22 protein-coding genes are annotated in these 21,173 nt (G+C 59.1%); 12 read left to right on the top strand and 10 right to left on the bottom strand.

The features are described 5' to 3' along the window. Nucleotides 1-502: 502 nt before the first annotated feature. The 4 genes from CKW11_RS25890 to xth all read right to left on the bottom strand — a co-directional run bounded on the left by CKW11_RS25890 (nt 503) and on the right by xth (nt 4,797). Complete coding sequence (locus tag CKW11_RS25890; protein WP_095139961.1) at nt 503-1,018, bottom strand: hypothetical protein; 516 nt, start codon at nt 1,016-1,018, stop codon at nt 503-505. Nucleotides 1,019-1,309: 291 nt separating this feature from the next. Continuing rightward, nucleotides 1,310-2,833, bottom strand: a complete 1,524-nt coding sequence (locus tag CKW11_RS25885) for a nucleobase:cation symporter-2 family protein (protein WP_095139960.1) — start codon at nt 2,831-2,833, stop codon at nt 1,310-1,312. A 241-nt stretch (nt 2,834-3,074) separates the two neighbouring features. Then, nucleotides 3,075-3,902 carry an arylamine N-acetyltransferase gene (locus CKW11_RS25880; protein ID WP_095139959.1) on the bottom strand — a complete coding sequence of 276 codons (828 nt, stop codon included), beginning with the start codon at nt 3,900-3,902 and terminating at the stop codon, nt 3,075-3,077. Between the two features lie 100 nt (nt 3,903-4,002). Next, a complete protein-coding gene (xth, locus tag CKW11_RS25875) occupies nt 4,003-4,797 on the bottom strand; it encodes an exodeoxyribonuclease III (protein ID WP_095139958.1) in 795 nt (264 codons plus the stop codon). A 127-nt stretch (nt 4,798-4,924) separates the two neighbouring features. On the opposite strand from xth, the gene CKW11_RS25870 reads away from it, so the two are divergent. Both CKW11_RS25870 and CKW11_RS28595 read left to right on the top strand, forming a co-directional pair. Then, nucleotides 4,925-5,509 carry a GNAT family N-acetyltransferase gene (locus tag CKW11_RS25870; RefSeq protein ID WP_095139957.1) on the top strand — a complete coding sequence of 195 codons (585 nt, stop codon included), beginning with the start codon at nt 4,925-4,927 and terminating at the stop codon, nt 5,507-5,509. An 89-nt stretch (nt 5,510-5,598) separates the two neighbouring features. After that, the gene (locus CKW11_RS28595) at nt 5,599-5,898 is read left to right on the top strand and encodes a hypothetical protein (protein WP_095139956.1); all 300 of its coding nucleotides are present in this window, start codon (nt 5,599-5,601) and stop codon (nt 5,896-5,898) included. A 92-nt stretch (nt 5,899-5,990) separates the two neighbouring features. Here the strand turns inward: CKW11_RS28595 and CKW11_RS25860 are convergent, their stop codons facing one another. From CKW11_RS25860 to CKW11_RS25840, 5 genes are all read right to left on the bottom strand, one after another. Further along, nucleotides 5,991-7,559, bottom strand: a complete 1,569-nt coding sequence (locus CKW11_RS25860; protein ID WP_095139955.1) for a diguanylate cyclase — start codon at nt 7,557-7,559, stop codon at nt 5,991-5,993. Between the two features lie 236 nt (nt 7,560-7,795). After that, on the bottom strand, nt 7,796-8,320 hold the full coding sequence (locus CKW11_RS25855; RefSeq protein WP_095139954.1) for a hypothetical protein: 525 nt from the start codon (nt 8,318-8,320) through the stop codon (nt 7,796-7,798). Beyond that, nucleotides 8,317-9,045 (bottom strand): alpha/beta hydrolase, encoded by a 729-nt coding sequence (locus CKW11_RS25850; protein WP_095139953.1) that lies wholly within the window; start codon nt 9,043-9,045, stop codon nt 8,317-8,319. Before CKW11_RS25850 ends, CKW11_RS25855 begins: the two co-directional genes overlap by 4 nt. 3 nt (nt 9,046-9,048) lie before the next feature. Further along, nucleotides 9,049-9,546 carry a PAAR domain-containing protein gene (locus tag CKW11_RS25845; RefSeq protein ID WP_003226482.1) on the bottom strand — a complete coding sequence of 166 codons (498 nt, stop codon included), beginning with the start codon at nt 9,544-9,546 and terminating at the stop codon, nt 9,049-9,051. 137 nt (nt 9,547-9,683) lie between these two features. Further along, nucleotides 9,684-10,349 (bottom strand): ribonuclease T2, encoded by a 666-nt coding sequence (locus CKW11_RS25840; RefSeq protein ID WP_095139952.1) that lies wholly within the window; start codon nt 10,347-10,349, stop codon nt 9,684-9,686. A gap of 165 nt (nt 10,350-10,514) precedes the next feature. Between CKW11_RS25840 and CKW11_RS25835 the strand changes: the two genes are divergently transcribed. The 7 genes from CKW11_RS25835 to CKW11_RS25805 all read left to right on the top strand — a co-directional run bounded on the left by CKW11_RS25835 (nt 10,515) and on the right by CKW11_RS25805 (nt 16,820). Beyond that, the gene (locus tag CKW11_RS25835) at nt 10,515-10,985 is read left to right on the top strand and encodes a hypothetical protein (protein WP_095139951.1); all 471 of its coding nucleotides are present in this window, start codon (nt 10,515-10,517) and stop codon (nt 10,983-10,985) included. Between the two features lie 102 nt (nt 10,986-11,087). Beyond that, on the top strand, nt 11,088-12,794 hold the full coding sequence (locus CKW11_RS25830) for a copper resistance system multicopper oxidase (protein ID WP_095139950.1): 1,707 nt from the start codon (nt 11,088-11,090) through the stop codon (nt 12,792-12,794). 11 nt (nt 12,795-12,805) lie between these two features. After that, the gene (locus CKW11_RS25825; RefSeq protein WP_095139965.1) at nt 12,806-13,672 is read left to right on the top strand and encodes a copper resistance protein B; all 867 of its coding nucleotides are present in this window, start codon (nt 12,806-12,808) and stop codon (nt 13,670-13,672) included. Nucleotides 13,673-13,704: 32 nt separating this feature from the next. Then, nucleotides 13,705-14,079: a copper homeostasis periplasmic binding protein CopC gene (copC, locus tag CKW11_RS25820; protein WP_095139949.1), complete on the top strand. Its 375-nt coding sequence runs from the start codon at nt 13,705-13,707 to the stop codon at nt 14,077-14,079. A 3-nt stretch (nt 14,080-14,082) separates the two neighbouring features. After that, nucleotides 14,083-14,952: a copper homeostasis membrane protein CopD gene (copD, locus tag CKW11_RS25815; RefSeq protein WP_095139948.1), complete on the top strand. Its 870-nt coding sequence runs from the start codon at nt 14,083-14,085 to the stop codon at nt 14,950-14,952. Between the two features lie 58 nt (nt 14,953-15,010). After that, nucleotides 15,011-15,796: a transporter substrate-binding domain-containing protein gene (locus CKW11_RS25810; protein ID WP_177440042.1), complete on the top strand. Its 786-nt coding sequence runs from the start codon at nt 15,011-15,013 to the stop codon at nt 15,794-15,796. 358 nt (nt 15,797-16,154) lie between these two features. Then, nucleotides 16,155-16,820 carry a TIGR02466 family protein gene (locus CKW11_RS25805; protein ID WP_095139946.1) on the top strand — a complete coding sequence of 222 codons (666 nt, stop codon included), beginning with the start codon at nt 16,155-16,157 and terminating at the stop codon, nt 16,818-16,820. A 13-nt stretch (nt 16,821-16,833) separates the two neighbouring features. On the opposite strand, the gene CKW11_RS25800 is transcribed toward CKW11_RS25805, so the two are convergent. Then, on the bottom strand, nt 16,834-17,334 hold the full coding sequence (locus CKW11_RS25800; RefSeq protein ID WP_095139945.1) for an Lrp/AsnC family transcriptional regulator: 501 nt from the start codon (nt 17,332-17,334) through the stop codon (nt 16,834-16,836). A 119-nt stretch (nt 17,335-17,453) separates the two neighbouring features. On the opposite strand from CKW11_RS25800, the gene CKW11_RS25795 reads away from it, so the two are divergent. The 3 genes from CKW11_RS25795 (at nt 17,454) to CKW11_RS25785 (ending at nt 21,153) form a co-directional block, all read left to right on the top strand. Continuing rightward, nucleotides 17,454-18,488, top strand: a complete 1,035-nt coding sequence (locus CKW11_RS25795) for a histone deacetylase family protein (RefSeq protein WP_095139964.1) — start codon at nt 17,454-17,456, stop codon at nt 18,486-18,488. Between the two features lie 50 nt (nt 18,489-18,538). Next, nucleotides 18,539-19,591 carry an ornithine cyclodeaminase gene (locus tag CKW11_RS25790; protein WP_095139944.1) on the top strand — a complete coding sequence of 351 codons (1,053 nt, stop codon included), beginning with the start codon at nt 18,539-18,541 and terminating at the stop codon, nt 19,589-19,591. A gap of 146 nt (nt 19,592-19,737) precedes the next feature. After that, a complete protein-coding gene (locus CKW11_RS25785; protein WP_095139943.1) occupies nt 19,738-21,153 on the top strand; it encodes an amino acid permease in 1,416 nt (471 codons plus the stop codon). Nucleotides 21,154-21,173: the final 20 nt, after the last annotated feature.

Below are 21,173 nucleotides of genomic sequence, written 5' to 3'. Positions count from 1 at the left end.
GATGACGACAAGCAGTCCGAGGTCGGGAAAAGTGAATACCGCCGCCCGGTTGATCCCCCACTGGCCGGAAGGCAGGAGGCGCCCGAGCACTATCGGGTCCAGCAGTGAATGGGGGGCAGAGATTTTCATCTTGGGCTGAACGAGCATGGACGGAACTCCGTGCGAACTGTCGGGAGACAAAGGGCATGGAGTTATTCAGCGCTGAAGATGACGGCTCTGGCTACTGTCAGAAATTACAGGTAGGGAGGTATTTGCGATGAACGGTCGCACGATCCCATAGCCTCAATGCTGCGTCGCCACCATTGAAAAGCAGCGAATCACTCGACAGGCCAGCTACTTGTCTTTTCGAACCCGTGGAGAATGCATGAGCAGTTGCTGGTGGCGGGAGAAATGCGTCAGTGGTGAGCGCCATGCGTAGAAATAAGGCGCCAGCTTGAGCAGCGCCTCCCCATCAAGAGGAGGCACTAGGGCATGGATTACCGGTTTTCACGTCAGTGATGCTTTATGAAGGGTGATTGTCTTTGAGTGTGAAGGCAATAGTACGTAACGTGAAACTGTAGGTCTTCACACCTGCAATCGTAGTCGTCATCTGTAATCTTACTTCATCAAAGTCTTTGCCGTTTTTTGGGGTGATACTTTCATTAAATTGAAAATTGCCTTCGCCTTCGAATAGTTTTAGAGATTCTCCTTCCAATTTCTTCCCTTCCAATAGTAAATCCCTATAGATAATCATTCTGGATGGGAACGACACGTGGCCGATGATTTTTGCACTCGTGGCACTCCCCTCTTTCAGTGTCAAGCCGTACCCAAAGTAGTCCTCACTCCCTTGGCCATGCAGTTCGGCCTTCAAACTCGGCTCAGGGGTCACTGTACAATTATTGTCAGACAATCCCATGGTGATAAAAACCCTCGCTTCAGTGTGTTTCCCCTCCAGCAATTCAACAGACTCTGAGATTCTTCCGCCCACCGGATATGACTGAAAGTTTTCGACGCGGGATTTTAGCGATGTAGATGACATGGTAGAACTCCATCGATTGGTTGGACGACAGAGTTATTAAGGGAGCAAAAGAGGACGTTGGCTACTGTCAGAACTATCAGGTCAGAGCGGATTTCCGATGAATGGTCACAGGTCGCAATAGCCTCGATACACAGCTGTTATCGAGCCTGGCGCGCCAATTCGATTGTCCTGAGCTATCAGAGTGGAAGCCAGACAACGTCATGCTCGACCCGAGTGAGCATATTCAGCATCACTCAAACGAAAAGGCCGATCTGTCTCACAACAGATCGGCCTTTTTCATGCCGTCAGCGCTCAGACATGCTCGCCACTCTTCACCTGCACCTTCGGGGCGCCATGCCCATGATCGTGATCATCAGGCTCGATCACCGGCACTTCCTTGCCATCGCAATCGTGCAGCTTGCCGTCGCTGAAGTAATCGCCTTCACGCAGCGCCGCCAGGTCGCGATAACGCAGGGTGCGTTCTTCCGCTGCGGCGAAAACCGACTGCTGATCCGAGTTGCCGGCAGTGAAGTGGTTGAAGGTCAGGTTGAGCACGATCGCCATGATCGCCGAGGAGCTGATGCCCGAGTGGAAAATGGTCGCGAACCAGCTCGGGAAATGATCGTAGAAGTTCGGCGCGGCAATCGGGATCATGCCGAAGCCGATCGAGGTGGCGACGATGATCAGGTTGACGTTGTTGCGGTAATCGACCTTCGACAGTGTGCGAATCCCGCTCGCCGCCACCGTACCAAACAGCACGATACCGGCGCCGCCCAGCACCGAGGTCGGCACCGCGGCAATCACCCGGCCCATGAACGGCAGCAGCCCGAGAATGACCAGGAAGATACCGCCGGTGGCCACCACAAAACGGCTCTTGATTCCGGTCACCGCCACCAGCCCGACGTTCTGCGCGAAGGCGCTCTGGGTGAATGAACCGAAGATCGGCGCAAACATGCTCGACAGCATGTCCGCGCGCAAACCGTTGCCCAGGCGCTTGGAGTCGACCTTGGTACCGATGATCTCACCGACCGCGAGAATGTCCGCCGAGGTTTCCACCAGTGTCACCATGACCACGATGCACATCGACAGGATTGCGGCGAAGTGGAAGGTCGGCATGCCGAAGTGGAACGGCGTCGGAAAGCCGAACATCGGCCCTTGGGTGACACTGGAGAAATCGGCCATGCCGAGGAACACCGCCAGAATCGTGCCGATCACCATGGCCAACAGGATCGACAGACGCGAGATGGTCGAGCTGCCGACCTTGCTCAGCAGCAACACCAGCACCAGCGTCACCGCCGCCAGACCGATGTTCTGCATGCTGCCGAAGTCCGGCGCGTGGCTATTGCCACCCATGGCCCAGCGTGCGGCCACCGGCATCAGCGTCAGGCCGATGGTGGTGATCACGATGCCGGTGACGAGCGGAGGAAAAAACTTGGTGATTCGCGAGAATACCGGGGTGATCAGCAAGCCGATCAACGATGCGGCAATCACCGCGCCCAGCACCGACTGGAAGCCGCCCTCCCCGCCACTGCTGACGATGGCGACCATGGTCGCCACACCGGAGAACGACACGCCCTGCACCAGCGGCAACTGACAGCCAAAAAACGGTAGACCCAGGGTTTGCAGCAGTGTAGCCAGCCCCCCCGCAAACAATGAAGCAGCAATCAACAGACCAATGTCCGCCGGCGACAACCCGGCCGCCTGGCCGATGATCAGTGGCACCGCAACGATACCGCCGTACATGGTCAGAACATGTTGCAGGCCGTAAGCCATATTCGCGCCGACCCCGAGATTTTCGTCCTCGGGCCGTTGGTGTGAAACATGGGGCGTTTTCATGTGGGGGGTTCCCTGGTTTTTGTTATGCGCACACTGTATTCAATACTCGTGACAAATGTCCATAGAGTTGTATACAACTTGTCAGTCACTTAATGGATAGGTAGCCACCCAAGCTTCTATCCGGCGCTTCGATCCCCCCACGAATCCGGGAACACCCCCCCTCCTGTCCCCGGTTTTTATCCCACCAGGCTGATAGTGTTCATGGCGACCAGCGGCGCTCAATTAGACCCGTGTCGCATGGTCAGGCCGGCAGAATCATCCGCCCCAGCGACTCGCGCACATGCGGCTGGTCAGGCAAGCTCAGGCCGAACTCCTGCTCCAGCACCTTGATCAACTCATCGACATCCGCCACCTCGCGCCGCTCGCTGTCGGCGCCCATGTGGTGAATCGCGAAACTGCCGTTGTTCAGCGTCCGTCGCCAGCCATCGCCAGTGCGCGCAACCATCAGCCGTTTGGCGAACGGGGACTCGGGATGGGTCGAGACGTACCAGTTGCCGAGCGTGAAATCGATGTCTTCCTGGCGTTGCAGATCAAACAGGTACATCGCGCGCCACTCCCCAGCAACACTGGCACGCAGCATGTAGCCGTCCGCCTGTTTATCGATGCGATAGGACTCGTGCGGCGTCGACTGTGCGGCCTCGGTATCGAGCAGCAGCGGCGCGGTCGGCACCATGCCGCCAAAACCGACGTCGGTGATGTAGCGCTCGTCATCGATGATCACCAGGCTCAAGCGATGGGTACGCGCCGTCCACGTGCCTTCGGGTTGCGCCAGCACCACGCGGCCGGAAATGCCTCGGGCCTCGAAGCCCAATTCCTGCAGCAACGCCAGAAACAGATTGTTCAGTTCGTAGCAGTAACCACCCCGGCCACCGTGGAGAACCTTTTGTTCGACCGACGCCAGATCGATCAGCACCGGTGCGCCAGTGATCGTCGACAGGTTCTCGAAGGGAAACACGCCGGTGTGGCGCAACTGCAACTGCCGCAGGGTTGTCAGCGTGGGGGCCGGTGGGGTGTCGAACCCCAGGTGTTGCAGGTACAACGTCGGATTCGCCAGACGTGGCTCGCTCATTGCTCAGTCCTTTTGCATGTGGCCGCGGATCGCTGCGCCGCTGGCCGACAGGTATACGGGATCGGGCCCCGACTCCGACAATTGATTTCGCCAATCAGCGCTACCGACGCTTGCGTGAACCGATGCGAATCCAGGTCGGCGCATGATCGCTGGCGTGCGGTTCGTTACGCACCCACGCGTCTACCCCGGCCTCGTGCAAATACGGACTGAGTGCCGGATTGAGCAGCAGATGATCGATGCGCAGGCCGGAGTTGGTTTGCCAATGCTGGCGGAAGTAATCCCAGAAGGTGTAGAGGCGCTCGTCGGGATACAGATGGCGCAGCGAATCGGTCCAGCCCTGATCCAGCAGCCGCTGATAACACTCGCGGCTTCCGGGTTGCAGCAGCGCATCCTTGAGCCAGGAACGGGTGTTGTAGATGTCCATATCGGTGGGCACCACGTTGTAATCGCCGGCCAGCACCACCGGATGATCACTGCTTTGCAGATCCTTTGCATAGCGGATCAGGCGTTCAAACCAGGCCAGTTTGTAGTCGAATTTCGGCCCCGGCTGCGGGTTGCCGTTGGGCAGGTACAGGCAGCCGACCAGTACACCGTGCACCGCCGCCTCCAGATAACGGCTGTGCTTGTCGTCGGGATCGCCCGGCAGACCGCGACGGCTCTCCAGCGGCTCCGCATCGCGAGCGAGGATCGCCACGCCGTTCCACGACGCCTGCCCGTGCCAGATCGCGCCGTAACCGGCGGCTTCCAGTTCAGCTACCGGGAACGCACTGTCGACCGACTTGAGCTCCTGCAGGCAGGCGATGTCCGGTTGCTCGCGCTTGAGCCACTGCAGCAGGTTCGGCAAGCGCGCGCGCAGGCCGTTGACGTTGAACGTGGCAATCCGCAGGTTTTTCATCGTCCAGGCTCCGGCGAACAAGGTGTGAAATTTGTGACCTTGTGCTGACGGCGGTGGTTGCATCGGATCAACCGGCTGCGGCGTAATAGGCGCTCGCCACTGCCCCGAACTGCCGAGAACTGCTCCCATGCTCACCACGCTGCAAGGCCCGCGCATCCTCCTGCGTCCGCTTCAGTACAGCGACGCCGACGCCCTGCTCCGCGCTGCCGCCGACGGCGAACTGTGGAACCTCACCGTCACCGTGGTCCCTTCGGCGAGCACCATCGACAGCTATCTGAAAAAAGCCCTCGACGGCCGCGACGCCGGCACGGTCATGCCGTTTGTAATCGTGTTGAAGGATAGCGGCGAAGTGATCGGCTCGACCCGGTTCTGGAAGATCGACCCGCTCAATCGCAAGCTGGAAATCGGCAGCAGCTGGATCGCGGCGCGCTGGCAGAAATCCTTCGTCAACACCGAAGCCAAATACCTGATGTTGCGCCATGCGTTCGAGGTGCTCGACTGCGTGCGAGTGCAGTTCACCACCGACGAGAACAACCACAAATCGCGCAACGCGATTCTGCGCCTCGGTGCGCAACAGGAAGGCATTGTGCGCCACGAGCGGATCATGCCGGACGGCCGCAAGCGTAACTCGGTGCGCTTCAGCATTATCGATGACGAGTGGCCGCAGGTGCGTCAGGTGCTGGAGCAGAAACTGGCTGAGGATCGAGGTTGAGGCTCGACAACCGCTCGTCAGCCAATCGGCACCAACGGGTGAAAGTGTCAGACCAAAGTCAGGTAACCGAACCTTTTGGGAGACGTACCATGACAACGCGCAAACTGACTTCCCTGTTGCTCGCCGGGCTGCTGACCACCGCCTCGGTCGGCGCTTTTGCCGCCAATGACGGGGCAGATGCCTCAGGCACCAAATCCGGTGCTACAAGTGGCACCAACATGCCACCCAACACTAATCCCGGAGCACCGAAAAACGGCGACAGTACCGATGGCGCCGGCAAGGGTACCGGCACTAACAGCGGCACCATGGGTTCTGGATCGGGAGCGGGGGGCGGCACCGGTTCGGCCGGCGGCGGAACTGGCGGTGCCGGCGGTGGCACAGGCAGCTGAACGAACAAGCGTGACCGCTGGTGATCCGGCATAAAAGCTTGAATCTGTGGCGAGGGAATCTGATTCCTCGCCACAGATCAAGCGCGTAGGCTTTAGCGATCCGACCGCATCAACTCGGCAACACCCTCCTCCAGCGACAACACTGCCGCGCGATTGCGCCCGGCATTTTTTGCCTGATACAGCGCCGCATCAGCACGTTGGATAAACACTTCGAGGCTGTCATTGCCGCTCGGAATAAATGAGTAGCAGCCCAGACTCACCGTCAGGTAACCGGTGGGCGAACCGCTGTGAGTAATGCGTTTATCCATCACGCTGCGACGGATCTGCCCGGCAATCGCCAGCGTGCCGTTGATATCGTTACCCGGCAGCAACACCGCGAACTCCTCGCCACCGTAGCGCACCGCCAGGTCAGACTTGCGTTGCGAGCAGTTCTTCAAAACCTGGGCCACCTGAGTCAGGCAGTGATCCCCTGCCACATGCCCGTAGGCATCGTTGTAGCGCTTGAAGAAATCTATATCGAGCATGATCAGGCCGACCGGACTCGACTGCCGTGCACCGCGGGCAAATTCGATCTCCAGTGAACGCTCGAACAGGCGACGGTTGGCCAATCCCGTCAGGCTGTCGTGGGTAGCGATCTGCTCCAGTGTGCGCTGTGCCTTACGCAGGTTTTTCTCGATTCGCTCACCGTCGCGCACCTGATGAATGAACACCCAGCCGAACAGGCCGACGCCAAGAATCACCAGCGCCACAATCACGCTGGACTGAAAGGCTCGCTCATACCACCCCTTGAGAATCGTTTCGCGCGAAGAGGCGGACGCTACCACCAGCGGGTAAGCCGCCAACTGGCGGTAACCGTACAAGCGCACCACGCCGTCAACCACCGACTTGATCATCGCGGTGCCGGCCGGGGCTTCGGGCAGCAGCTTCTGATAAATCCTGCCTTGCGCCAGCGACGAACCGATCAGGCCTTCGTCGAACGGCCGCCGCGCCAGCAACGTGCCGTCCTTGAGTCCGAGAAACATGATGCCGCTGTCATCAAGGCTGAAGCTTTTGAAGAACCGGTCGAAGTACGCCATCTTTATCCCGGCCATCAGCACGCCCTGGAAATTGCCGGCGCGATCGTTGATGCGTTTCGAGATCGGGATGACCCACTCGCCATTCTCGCGGCTGCGAATCGCCGGGCCGATATGCGCCACGCTGGAAGCATTCTGCTGGTGAAACTTGAAGTACTCGCGGTCGGCGACACCGTTGCCACGGGGCAGATCAGCGAACGAAGTGATCACCCACTGGCCCTCGCGATCGAACAGAAACATGCCGTGTAACTGCTCCAGTTGCTGCACTCGGCGCGCGAAGGTTTTTTGCAGGCGTGGTCGCTGCGCGGCGCCATAACCATCGTCCTCGACCCAGTCGGCCAGACTGGTAAGCACCAGGTCCGCGGCCAGAAACGTGTCTTCGGCCTGCTGCGCCATGGCTCGGGTCAGGTTGGTGGAGGCGATTTGCGCATTTGCCAGATCCTGGCGTCGTGTCTGTTCCAACTGCAGATAAAGCAATCCGCACAGACACAGGCACACCGCAACGATGAACAGCGCTGCCGCCTTGCGCAGTGGCAGGCGTTTAAGCGTGCCGGGAGTCTGATGCGGGTCTTGAATGGGGATTGGCAAAAACGTGTCCTGGGCAGGTACGACAGGGGCCGCAGCCCGAAACCCTTACTTTTCATGAGCGTAGCCCAGCGGGGTGCGCACAGCAAACCCGCCCCGCCAACACACGCCTGCCCCGCTGTATCGGCGCGCAAGGGATTTGGATGACCTCCGCACGTCGATTTATTTTCAGTGGTGGTTTTGCGGGCGATCGCCCTCGCGTATCTGCGCAGGGCAATCGCGCAGGGCACCGATGACGGCTATCGGGGTTTGTTGATTTCGCGCAGCAAATCCGCGACCGGTAGGTTCATGGTGTTTGAGTAGTAGGGTTTGTAGCCGTACGCGGTGACGACGACTTTGCAGGGGATTTGTTGTTTGTTGGCGAGGAGGTTGTTCAGTTCTGCCACCGAGAGATTTCTTTCAGAACTCCGGTTGCTTGAAGTTTCACTCAAGAATGCGCGGGTGAGATAGGAAAACTTGGCCTTGTTGTTTTCATTTTTTTCCGAGCGTATCAAACCGGTGGCGGAAAACTGTATGGCTTTGCCTACTGAGAAATCATGATCATCCGCCAATGCGCAATGAAGCATGCCCGAAATCATCCCAACTCGCTCCCCGCGATCAAAAAGATCCAACACATCAACGTCCGACTGATACCGGATGATGTATAGCAGCGACTTTTCTCTTTCCACAGATTCGAAGCTCAGGTTTGCGGGAGGCTTTGTGTGATCCTTCGCACAACCAGAGCAGAAAGCGAGCAAGCCGCAAAGTAGTAACCTGTACATCATGGAAAATCCTTCATGATTGAGTCAAAAAGCATATCGGCTGCCGATTTGCTCCCCGCGATACGGGCAGTAAACAACCCCCATGCATTTGCATGATTAGTGTCTACATTGACGTTCAATGAAGGGCCACATGAGATAAGCCACTTTTCACCAAAATCAGCGACTCCATCTGACGAATCTCTTTTAGTTGGCATTGCTTTGATATTGATCCAATCGGCAGCAATTGGATCAGGACGTTCGCGATAAATATCAGAACCCAACCAGACCAGGGCCCCTTCACCCACGGGATCAAGGGTAATCAGCATCTGAATCCGGTAACCCCATTCCGACATGATCTTTGTCAGATGCGCACCATTCCAACCGCCAAGGCTATGACCCACGATATAGACAGGACAGCTCTTGTAGGGAATCAGACTCAGGACATGACGCTGAATATCCTGTTTTCCTCTGACTTCGTTGTAGCCCAGCCACTCAGACTTGTATTTACCCTCCTTAGCCAAGCTTGTCGTGCGCTCATCAAAATCCTTCCGTGCCTCTTGGATGTTTCCATAAGGCCCCGAAAAATAATAACTTTCCTTATCCCCGGCGCCTCCGACAAAAACAACAATCGCCTTGGTACTCTCCACCGGCACAGGCTTGTCACTGACATCCTTCTTATCCGTCAGCGCATGTTCCTTGTGCAGCTTGTAATTGTTGCCTTTCGCGCACGTTACTGTTTCAGCGGCCATGCCTCACTCCTCCAGAAACAGCTTGATGGTTTCAGGCAGGTGCGAGCTGACTTCGTGGGTGAACCCGTTAGCGTCAGACACTCCGTGTTCCAGACGCCCGTCTGCGCGCTGGATCACGTAGGGATGATTGATCATGGGCTCACCGGTCACGTCATTGACCAGTTTCAACTTGTCCGTGAAATGCACCGGCATCGGCAGCAAACCACTGAAAGGCGCCGCTGTTACCGTGTCACCAATGATGACCGTGCCCGACCCGCCAATGACCACGTTGCCGTGCCCACCGGTGCTGTCCAGGGTCGCGGCGTTTAAGCCATTGATAAACACCGTCGAAGAAACGCCACCAGTAATGGGGCTACCGCACGCGGATTTATCAGTCATTCGCGCAGCCGCCAAGCCGTCGAAATTCACGTTCGGCGAGCCACTGGCAATCGGATTGGTGCCATGTCCCGGGAGTGGGCAGGCGGTTGGGTCGGTGACGCGGGCGGCGGGTTTTCCGCTCATGAACAGCTCCTTGCAGTGTTGCGGGTCATCCTTTTTTGGGGGCGCAAGCATGCGTGAATTTTCCGGTTGCTTCAAACCTCCAGGCGAAAAAAAGGCGCCCGATCGAGGCGCCTTTTTCATTCGTGCAACCGCTCACATCACCGCGACGGCGGCACCCGAATATCCCCCGCCCGGCACTGGGTCTTCACGCCCTTGCCGCACGCGCCGAACTGCAGATCCTTGCCCATGCACACCCGCACTTCCGAGAGTTCCGGGCCGCTGCAGATCACCGCGATGCCATTGGCCGGGATCCCCGGGTTGGCCTTGCGGAACAGGTCGGCGATTTCCTGGGCTTCGAAGTAATACGAGGAGCTGAACGGTTGCAGCTCCTGCGGGATTTTCACCGCGCCAACCGCTTTGTCCGCTTCATCCAGATAGCCCATCGCGCCCAGACCGCTGCAGGTGCCGTGTTTGGACCATTCGTGATCGAGCAGTTTCCTGGTCGGGAACAGCGTCAGGCCTTTGGTGGTTTCCGCCGCCGACAGCGTGGTCAGCGGTGGGCAGGATTCCGGCCAGCCGCCGTTGGCGTATTGCGGCCACAAGCCGTGCAACACGAAGCCGTAGCCCTTGCCGGAACATTGCGCGTCATCTTTGTGCGTCAGGCAAAACGTTGGCGACCAGGACAAGCTCAGCAGGTAGTAATCGAACTGCCCCGCCACCGCTTCCGTCTGTACCTTGCTGGCGTTCGACTGACGCGCCGAACTCAGGCCGATGCTACCGGCCGTCAGCGCGATCAGCGCCAGAATTGTAAACAGCTTTTTCATGGACCCGCTCCTTGGGACGCCTGCGTCCGTGGTTTTTGATGCTGACCAGACTTGGCCAGCGCTGATTTCGCCATGTTTGTGTTGCAAGCGCATGACGCAAGGCAAGGCCGTACGCCGTTGAACGGTCTACGATTAACAGGCAGACATCAAACCAAGGGATCCGAAATGAGTAAAGCAGACGAACTCGCCGCCAAACTCAAGCAAACCCGGCACACCCGTGCGGATGCCGCGCTGGAGATCGATTGCTGGCCGGCGCAGGTCTACGATCTGTACCACCGCATCGAGGCCTGGCTGCAACCCGTCACCGAAGTCGGCCTGAAAATCCGCCGCAATCCGACCCACGTTTGCGAGAGCTCACCCGATGGCGAAAGCCACGATTACGCGATCGACCAACTGGTGATCGAAGCCAATCAGCAAACCCTGACCTTTGATCCCATCGCCCGGTTTACCGAGGACGGCGCCGGTCGCGTGCAGATCACCCTGCCGGATCGCAACACCTACCTGCTGCGCACAGTCGATGAGCACCACGAGAGCCATTGGTGGCTGCAAACGGTGGAAACCGGTCAGGAACTGGATGCGATTGCGCTGACCGAGAACAATCTGTTGCAGGTGGTGCAGGAAGGGCTCGGTCTGTAACGCGAGCGGCGAAGCTGTCAAAACTGTAATCCCCCTCTCAGCCAACTGAAAGCCAGCGCTGGTTAGCCTCCCCGTCATGTGTCAAACGGGGATCTCCAGCGCATGCCTTCCAACACTTCAAGACGCACCTTCGTCAAAGGCCTGGCCGCCAGCGGCCTGCTCGGCGGCCTCGGTCTGTGGCGCGCGCCGGTCTGGGCGCTGAACCCGACTGGGCAGATCAACGAACTGAGCGGCAGCGAATTCGAACTGTTTATCGGTGAAAGCCCGGTCAACTTCACCGGCAGCCCGCGCACTGCGCTGACCATCAACGGCAGTCTGCCCGGCCCGCTCTTGCGCTGGCGCGAGGGTGATACGGTGACGTTGCGCGTGCGCAACCGGCTCAAGGACAGCACTTCGATTCACTGGCACGGCATCCTGCTGCCAGCCAACATGGACGGCGTGCCAGGTCTGAGTTTTCACGGCATCGAACCCGGCGGCGTATACGTCTACCAGTTCAAGGTGCGGCAGCACGGCACTTACTGGTATCACAGCCATTCAGGCTTGCAGGAGCAGGCCGGGGTCTACGGGCCGCTGGTGATCGACGCGAAAGAGCCGGAGCCGTTCCAGTACGACCGCGACTACGTGGTAATGCTCAGCGACTGGACCGACGAAGACCCGGCCAGCCTGATGAAGACCCTGAAAAAGCAATCCGACTACTACAACTACCACAAGCGCACCATTGGCGATTTCATCGATGACGTCAGCGACAAAGGCTGGGGGGCCACCGTCGCCGACCGCACGATGTGGGCGCAAATGAAGATGAACCCCACCGACATCGCCGACGTCAGTGGCGCCACCTATACCTTCCTGATCAACGGCCATACGCCCGACAACAACTGGACCGGGCTGTTTCGCCCCGGCGAAAAACTGCGCCTGCGGCTGATCAACGGCTCGGCCATGACTTACTTCGACGTGCGCATTCCCGGGCTGAAAATGACCGTGGTCGCGGCGGACGGTTTGCACGTCAAACCGGTCAGCGTCGACGAGCTGCGCATCGCCGTGGCGGAGACCTACGACGTGATCGTTGAGCCTGACAGCGAGGCCTGCACCCTGTTCGCCCAGGCCATGGATCGCAGCGGTTACGCCCGCGCCACCCTCGCCACCCGCGCCGGTCTGGTAGCACCGGTGCCTGCGCTGGACTCGCGCCCGTTGGTGACCATGGATGACATGGGCATGGCCGGGATGGATCACGGCTCGATGGACATGAGCGCCATGGCGGGCATGGATCACTCGGCGATGGGCCCGATGCAATCGCACCCCGCCAGCGAACAGGACAATCCGCTGGTGGACATGCAAGCCATGAGCACCGCGCCGAAACTCGACGACCCCGGCCTCGGCCTGCGCAACAACGGCCGCCGCGTGCTGACCTACGCCGATCTGCGCAGCACCTTCGAAGACCCCGACGGCCGCGATCCCGGGCGCACGATCGAGCTGCACCTGACCGGGCACATGGAGAAGTTCGCCTGGTCGTTCAACGGCATCAAATTCTCCGACGGCAAGCCGCTGCGCCTCAAGTACGGCGAGCGCATTCGTCTGGTGCTGGTCAACGACACCATGATGACCCACCCCATCCACCTGCACGGCATGTGGAGCGATCTGGAAGACGAGAACGGCAACTTTCAGGTGCGCAAACACACCATCGACATGCCCCCCGGTACCCGTCGCAGCTATCGGGTGACGGCCGATGCATTGGGCCGCTGGGCCTATCACTGCCATCTGCTTTATCACATGGAAACCGGCATGTTCCGCGAAGTGCGGGTGGAAGAATGAAGGGGCCGAACATGACTCGATTCGCAGCGTTATCCTTGTTAATCATCGGCAGCTCCGTCATGGCCGCCGACGACATGCAAGGCATGGATCACAGCCAGATGCCCGGCATGGATCACTCGATGCAAAGCATGGACGACGGCATGATGCAGCCCGCCGCGCCGATTGAAAGCCGCACGCCGATCCCGGTGCTGAGCAACGCCGACCGCGCCGCCGTGTTTGTCAGCCCCGGCGGCCATCAGGTGCACGACAGCGCGATCAACAGCTACTTCCTCGCCGACAAACTCGAATGGCAAAACGCCGATGACGGCAGCGCTTTGGCCTGGGATCTGTCCGGCTGGATTGGCGGTGACATTGATCGCCTGTGGCTGCGCTCCGAAGGCGAACGCAGTAACGGCAAGACCGAGGACGCCGAGCTCCAGGCATTGTGGGGCCATGCGATTTCGCCGTGGTGGGACGTGGTCAGCGGCGTGCGTCAGGACTTCAAACCCGGCGCCCCACAAACCTGGGCCGCGTTCGGTGTGCAGGGCATGGCGCTGTACAACTTCGAAGCCGAGGCCACGGCGTTTCTCGGCGAAGGCGGACAAAGCGCACTGCGGCTGGAGGGCGATTACGACATTCTGCTGACCAACCGGCTGATCCTGCAACCCACCGCCGAGCTCAACGTCTACGGCAAAAACGACCCACAACGGGGCCTCGGTTCCGGCCTGTCGAACACCGAAGCCGGCCTGCGCCTGCGCTACGAAATCCGCCGCGAATTCGCGCCGTACCTCGGCGTGACGTGGAACCGCACCTACGGCAACACCGCCGATTACGCCCGCGAAGAAGGCGAAAGTCGTAGCGAAGCACGGCTCGTGCTCGGTGTGCGGCTGTGGTTCTGAATTCCCACTGAAAAACACCCCAGAGGTCTTGCATGCGCACGTTGAATATCACCCTTGTACTCGCCAGCGGATTGCTTCTGAGCAGCCTCGCCCAGGCCCACCCGAAACTGCTTTCATCGATCCCGGCCGAAGGTGCCGACGGCGCGGCACCCGACAAGATCGAACTGCACTTTTCCGATAGCCTGCTGACCCGGTTCTCCGGCGCCAAACTGGTGATGACCGAGATGCCCGGCATGGCCCATTCGCCGATGCCGATGAAGGCCAAAGTCAGCGCCGGCAGCGACCCGAAATCGATGCTCGTCACCCCGCTCGCGCCATTGCCCGCCGGCACCTACAAAGTCGAGTGGCGCGCGGTGTCGTCCGACACGCACCCGATCACCGGCAACGTCACGTTCAAAGTGAAGTGAGCGATGGCTGAGCTGATCAACATCATTCTGCGCCTGGCGTTGTATGTGGATTTGCTGCTGTTGTTCGGGGTGGCGTTGTTTGCGCTATACAACGTCAACGCGCCGCTGCGGTTCAGGCCGCTGTTGCGTGGATTGGCGTTGCTCGGTGCCCTGCTGTCAGTGGCTGGATTGTTGCTGATGACGAGCGCCATGAGTGGCGAAACCGAACTCGCCGCACTCTGGCCGCATCTGCAGATGATGCTGCTGGAAACGGACGTCGGGCTGGCGTGGGCACTGCGCATGATTGCGCTGATCGTGGTGCTGGTTCAGCCGGGGAAGTGGCTCGCGTCGATGGCCGGCGCGGTCGCCCTCAGCTCCCTCGCCTGGAGTGGGCACGGGGCAATGGACGAAGGCTGGCTGCGACTCTGGCATTTCCTCAGCGACATCCTCCATCTGCTGGCGGCAGGTGCATGGCTGGGCGGCATGCTGGCGCTGGTGCTGCTGACGCGGGGTCGTGTGGATGAAGCACGGATTCGCCTGCTGGCTGCGGCGGTGAAACGCTTCGAGTGGATCGGCGCGGCGATTGTGCTGACGCTGTCGCTGAGCGGCGTGGTCAATTACCTGTTCATCGTCGGCCCGAGGCTGGACGAAGTGCTGCTCGGCACCTATGGGATGTTGCTGGCGATCAAGGTTTGGCTGTTTGCCGCGATGCTGGTGCTGGCGGCGCTGAACCGCTTTCACCTTGGGCCTGCGCTGGAGCGATCCATACGCGATGGACAGCACGTGATCGCGACGAATGCACTCAGGCGCAGCGTGCTGCTGGAACTGGGCCTGGCCCTGCTGATCGTGGCGTTGGTGGCGTGGCTCGGCACGTTGAGTCCGGACGCGGGATGACACCCGCGAAGGCCTTTCACTACACTGGCTCACCGTCCTCTGCAGAAGCCCGATGTCCATGACCATTCTAAAAAGCACGATGATCCTTTGCGGCGCGCTGACCCTGGCCGCCGGCGTTCAGGCGCAGGAAAGCCCTTCGCACCTCGACAGCATCCAGCAACAAGGCCAACTGCGCGTCTGCACCACCGGCGACTACAAGCCCTACACTTTCAAGCGCCCCGACGGCGACTTCGAGGGCATCGACATCGCCATGGCGCGCTCGCTGGCCGACAGCCTCGGGGTCAAGGTCGAATGGGTGCAGACCACCTGGAAAACCCTGATGCCGGACATGCAGGCCGGCAAGTGCGACATCGGCATGGGCGGCATTTCGGTGACGCTGGAGCGGCAGAAAAAAGCCTACTTCAGCAACACCCTCGACAGCGACGGCAAGATCCCGCTGGTGCGCTGCGCCGATGTCAGCAAGTACCAGACCATCGAGCAGATCAACCAGCCCAACGTGCGTCTGGTCGAACCCGCCGGCGGCACCAACGAAGCCTTCGTCCACGCCTTCCTGCCCAAGGCGCAACTGGCGCTGCACGACAACGTGACGATCTTCCAGCAACTGCTCGACAACAAGGCCGACGTAATGATCACCGACGCCTCGGAAGCGCTGTATCAGCAGAAACTCAAACCGGGGTTGTGCGCGGTGAATCCGCACCAGTACATGCAGTACGGCGAGAAGGCATACCTGCTGCCGCGCGATGACATCAGCTGGAAACTGTACGTCGATCAGTGGCTGCATTTGAACAAAGTGACTGGCAAATATCAGCAGGTCCTTGGCGAGTGGCTTGCGCTGCCGCAGTAATCTCCAAGGCACAAACACTTGTGGCGAGGGAGCTTGCTCCCGCTGGACTGCGCAGCAGGCCTTCTTTTGAGGGGCCGCTTCGCGCCCCGGCGGGAGCAGGCTCCCTCGCCACATTGATTCTCAGCCAGGAAATCTATCAATCGTCATGCAACATCCCGGAACTGTCAAAGACGAATGGCGGAACAAGCGCCCTGCACTGGCGCCTGTAATCGAACGAATCAACGCTGCTTGATTGACACCAAAATCGCGTCAATTCCGACATTTACAATAACCCCATCGGGTTTAACAAAGGTTTACATCAACTGGATTTTTCATTCGGTATCGTTATTGCAACTCACCGAAAGGAATCAAACGTCAAATGCAGTCGGGCACCCAACTGGTCAATCCAGAACTGATAAAAATTCGACGACTGTTCGCAACCCCATTGGCGAGTATCCAGTACCCGGGCGCAGAAAAACTCAACGCTGAGTTGAAAGCCATCATCTCCAATCACATGGCTCAAGATCGCAACGGTACCCAACGCAGCAACGACGGCGGTTGGCAGTCCGCCAATGACTTCGCAAATTGGGAAGGAGATGCCTGCATAGCGCTGGTTAAATTCGCCAAAGCATTCGCCGGCCAACTCACCGCCGTTCATAGCGACCTGTATGGACTGACCGAGCCGCACTTCGAATGGAAGCTCAACGCCTGGGTCAATGTAAATGAAGCTGGCCACAGCAACTCACTTCATGGCCACCCCGGCGCGTTCTGGTCCGGCGTTTATTGGGTAGATGCCGGCGGACGAGAAGATGACCCGATCGTCGACGGTGACCTGGAATTCATCGACCCGCGCGGAATGGTTGCCTCGACCTACAACCCGGCCTTGCGCATGAGAGTCGAAGACTGTCTGACTGCCGGCTTCAGCACGGTCTGCGCCGCCAAAAGCGGAACCTTCATCATGTTTCCCTCATGGCTGATGCATTCGGTAAGACGCTTCGAAGGGAAGAGGCCACGAATATCCATCGCGTTCAATTTTGGAACTTGAGACGCCCGCCCCCTCAGTCCTTTACCGGCCTGGGTATCGCAATACGGCTACTGGTCTTGACCTCGCGCAATGCCAGGCTGGACTGGATCGACGCAATACCCACCTGACGCCTGAGCACTTGCTCGATGAAATCGCTGTAGCTATCCAGATCCTCGGCCAGCACCTGCAACACATAATCGGCATCGCCGGTAATCTTGTGACAGGACAGCACCTGGGGCAGTTGCGCAATCACCGCCTCAAAGGCGTCCGGCGCATGATCGGCGTGGGTGGAAAAACGGATGTGCACGAACGCCATGATATCCAGCCCGAGCATGCGCCGATCAAGGTTGGCCTGATAGCCCTTGATCACCCCGGCCTCCTCCATTCGCTTGCGCCGTCGCCAGCACGGCGTAAGGCTCAGTGAAAGCCGCTCACTGAGTTCAGCGTTGGAAATACTGGCGTCTTCCTGCAGCAACTCAAGAATCGCCAGGTCGGTCTCGTCGAGACCGATGCGTTTGGATATTTTTTTCTGCATGACGTCGATCCTGAGTAAAAACGCCCGAATAATTTAATTAATCAAGAAAACAAAGCAAAGAAAGCGCAGGTCAGCCGGAACAGAATATTTGCACTGGCTCACATTAACGGATGCGCAAAATGTTTACAGTTTTCAGTGATTCCCATCGGTTGCACCACGGCACCGAATTGAAAGATGGCGTGCTCAAACCGTCGTTCGAACAACCGAGTCGGGCCGATACCGTGCATAACCGCGTCAAACAGGTCGGCCTGGGGCAAATCGTCGAACCACGTGCGTTTGACCGCTCGTGCTACGTCAACGCGCACAGCGAGCGCTACGTCAGTTTTCTGGAAAATGCCTGGAGCGAATGGTGCGCAACCGGGCGCACGCACGATGCTTTGCCGCTGGTCTGGCCGGTGCGCGATCTGGGCAACGAGCAAGTGCCGACGTTCATCGATGGCAAGCTCGGTTTCTATGCCATGGATGCCGGTTCGCCGATCACCGCCACGACCTGGCAAGCGGTGAAAACCAGCGCCGATATCGCCCTCACCGGCCTCGCACTGATCGATGAAGGCCATGACAGCGCCTTTGCCCTCTGCCGCCCGCCCGGCCATCACGCCGCGCGCGAATACATGGGCGGTTATTGCTACCTCAATAACGCCGCGATTGCCGCGCAACAGGCCATCACCCAAGGCGCCAAACGTGTCGCGGTGCTGGACGTCGACTTCCACCACGGCAACGGCACCCAGAACATTTTCTACCAGCGCAGCGACGTCCTGTTCGTGTCGCTGCACGGTGAGCCCGCGGTGTCCTACCCGTACTTCTCAGGTTACAGCCACGAAGTCGGCGCGGGTGTCGGCGAGGGTTACAACCTCAACTACCCGCTGCCGAAAAACACCACCTGGGAAAGCTACCGCAACGCCCTGATCCACGCCTGCAAAAAACTCCAGCAGTTCGCACCTGAAGTGCTGGTGATCTCCTTGGGTGTCGACACGTTCAAGGACGACCCCATCAGCCACTTCCTGCTGGAAAGTGAGGACTTCATCGGCATCGGAACGCTGATCGCCAGTGTCGGCTGCCCCACCCTGTTCGTGATGGAAGGCGGCTACATGGTCGATGAAATCGGCATCAATGCGGTGAACGTGCTGCATGGTTTCGAGAGCAAACGCAGCTGAACCTTCCCGCGCTCTACAGCCTTTCAATGTCTGAATCGGAGAATAAGAACATGACGCTTTTTATAGATGTCGATGACGCTGCACGCCTGTTCACCCAAGTCGGTATCCGCCGCGCCATTCGCGAAATGGCAAGCTACATCGAAGCGGACTACGCACGCTGGGCGCAGTTTGATAAATCGCCGCGCACGGCCAATCATTCGGCAGACGGCGTGATCGAGCTGATGCCCACCGACGACGGCCAGCAGTACTCGTTCAAATACGTCAACGGCCACCCGAAAAACGGTCAACAGAATTTGCTGACGGTCATGGCCTTCGGTCTGCTGGCGGATGTGCAGAGTGGTTATCCGACCCTGCTCAGCGAACTGACCTTGACCACCGCCGTGCGCACCGCTGCCACCTCCGCGCTGGTCGCTCAATCGCTGGCTCGCCCGGGCTCGACATCGATGGCCCTCATCGGCAACGGAGCGCAGAGTGAGTTTCAGGCACTGGCCTTTCATGAAATGTTGGGCGTCAGCGAAATCCGCATCTTCGACATTGATCGCGACGCCTCACTCAAGCTGAAGCACAATCTCGCCGCGTTCCCGCAGATCGACGTGATTCTGGCCAGCTCGGTGAAGGACGCGGTCAAGGGTGCGGACATCGTCACCACGGTCACCGCCGACAAAACCTACGCAACGATTCTGACACCCGAGATGATCGAGCCCGGCATGCACATCAACGCGGTCGGCGGCGACTGCCCGGGTAAAACCGAACTGCATGCGGAGATCCTGCGCAACGCTCGGGTCATCGTGGAATTCGAGCCGCAAACGCGCATTGAAGGCGACATTCAGCAACTGGAAGCCGACTCTCCAGTGGTCGAATTTTTCCGGATCGTGCAGGGCGAAGTTCCCGGCCGCGAGAGCGATACGCAGGTGACAGTCTTCGACTCTGTGGGTTTTGCCCTGGAAGATTTTTCGTCACTGCGCTACCTCAACGACCTTGCTCAGCAACAGCAAATCGGCCAGCGCATCCACCTGGTACCGACGCCCGCCAACATCAAAAACCTCTTCCAGTTGCTGGAGCTGCAACCGGCACCAGCCTCGCGTCTGCGCACCGTCAGTTGATTCGGTAATGGCCGCCCCCCGGCGACTTGGCGGGGGGGCCATTCACCGTTCCGGCATCGCCGTGATTAGCCGCTGCCGCTCTAACAAGAACGCTCGACACCTACTTTCTGCCAAAACTCAAAAACATAAAATCAAGAGGTTTTGCAATGAAATCGAACCCTTCCGGGCTGCTTGAACAGCCCGCGCTGCAGCGCACGCTCAGCAATCGTCACATCCAGTTAATGGCCATGGGCGGTGCCATCGGTACGGGTCTGTTCATGGGTTCCGGGAAGATCATCGCCCTCTCCGGGACGTCGATCATCCTCATCTACATGATCATCGGCCTGTTCGTTTTTTTCGTCATGCGAGCCATGGGTGAGATGCTCCTGTCCAACCTGAACTTCAAAACCTTTGCCGATTTTGCCGGCGCCTACCTTGGCCCGCGCGCGGCCTTCTTCCTCGGCTGGTCGTATTGGTTGAGCTGGAGCGTGGCAGTGATCGGCGATGCCGTTGTGGTCGGCGGATTCTTCCAGTACTGGTTTCCCGATGTCCCGGCGTGGATACCCGCCGTCGGCATGCTGGCGACATTGTTCGCGCTCAACGTGCTGACGGTCAGGCTGTTCGGTGAGGTGGAGTTCTGGTTCGCGATCATCAAGATCATTGCCGTCGTGACCTTGATCGGCGTCAGCACCGTGCTGATTGCCAGCTCGTTCGTGTCCCCCAGTGGTGTCACCGCGTCCCTGAGTCACCTGGTGGATAAACAGGCAGCTTTCCCTAACGGCCTGTTCGGCTTCTTTGCCGGATTTCAAATGGCGATTTTCTCCTTCGCCGGCACCGAGTTGATCGGCACCGCTGCCGCCGAAACCCGCTCTCCGGAGAGGACCTTGCCCAAGGCCATCAACTCGATTCCGCTGCGGATCATCCTGTTCTACGTGCTGGCATTGACCTGCATTATCGCCGTGACGTCGTGGCAGCAGGTGTCTCCGGTCAAGAGCCCCTTTGTCGAACTGTTTCTCGTGGCAGGGTTTCCCGCGGCCGCCGGTATCGTCAACTTCGTAGTACTGACATCGGCGGCATCATCGGCCAACAGTGGCGTGTTTTCATCGAGCCGCATGCTGTTCGGCCTGGCCAACCAGCACAACGCTCCGGGCCTGTTCCGGCGACTGTCGGGCAACAGCGTGCCGCTGCTGAGCCTGACGTTCACCACGCTGCTGATGCTGATTGGGGTGCTGGTGCTGTTCATCGTTCCGGAAGTCATGACCGCCTTCACCATCGTCTCCACCGTGTCGGCGATTCTGGTGATTTTCACCTGGTCGACCATCCTCGCGTCTTACATTGCCTATCGCAAAAAACGCCCGGACCTGCATACGAAGTCGGCTTACAAAATGCCCGGTGGCGTACCGATGGCCTGGTTCTCCCTGGCGTTTCTGGGCTTTGTGCTGTGCTTGCTGGCATTGCGACCTGACACCCGGATTGCCCTGATGGTCATGCCGGGATGGTTCGTATGGCTGGCGATTGCTTACCAGTTGACCCGCTCAAGGCAGACGAAATCTGCAGTTGAGTCGGCGAGCCAGTTTGGCTAAGCCCGCACGCCTGAGTCGTC

Source organism: Pseudomonas sp. Irchel s3a10 (assembly GCF_900187525.1).
GTDB classification, from domain to species: domain Bacteria; phylum Pseudomonadota; class Gammaproteobacteria; order Pseudomonadales; family Pseudomonadaceae; genus Aquipseudomonas; species Aquipseudomonas koreensis_G.
The sequence above is the reverse complement of the archived record's forward strand: the minus strand, read 5'-3'. Positions and strand labels throughout refer to the sequence as shown.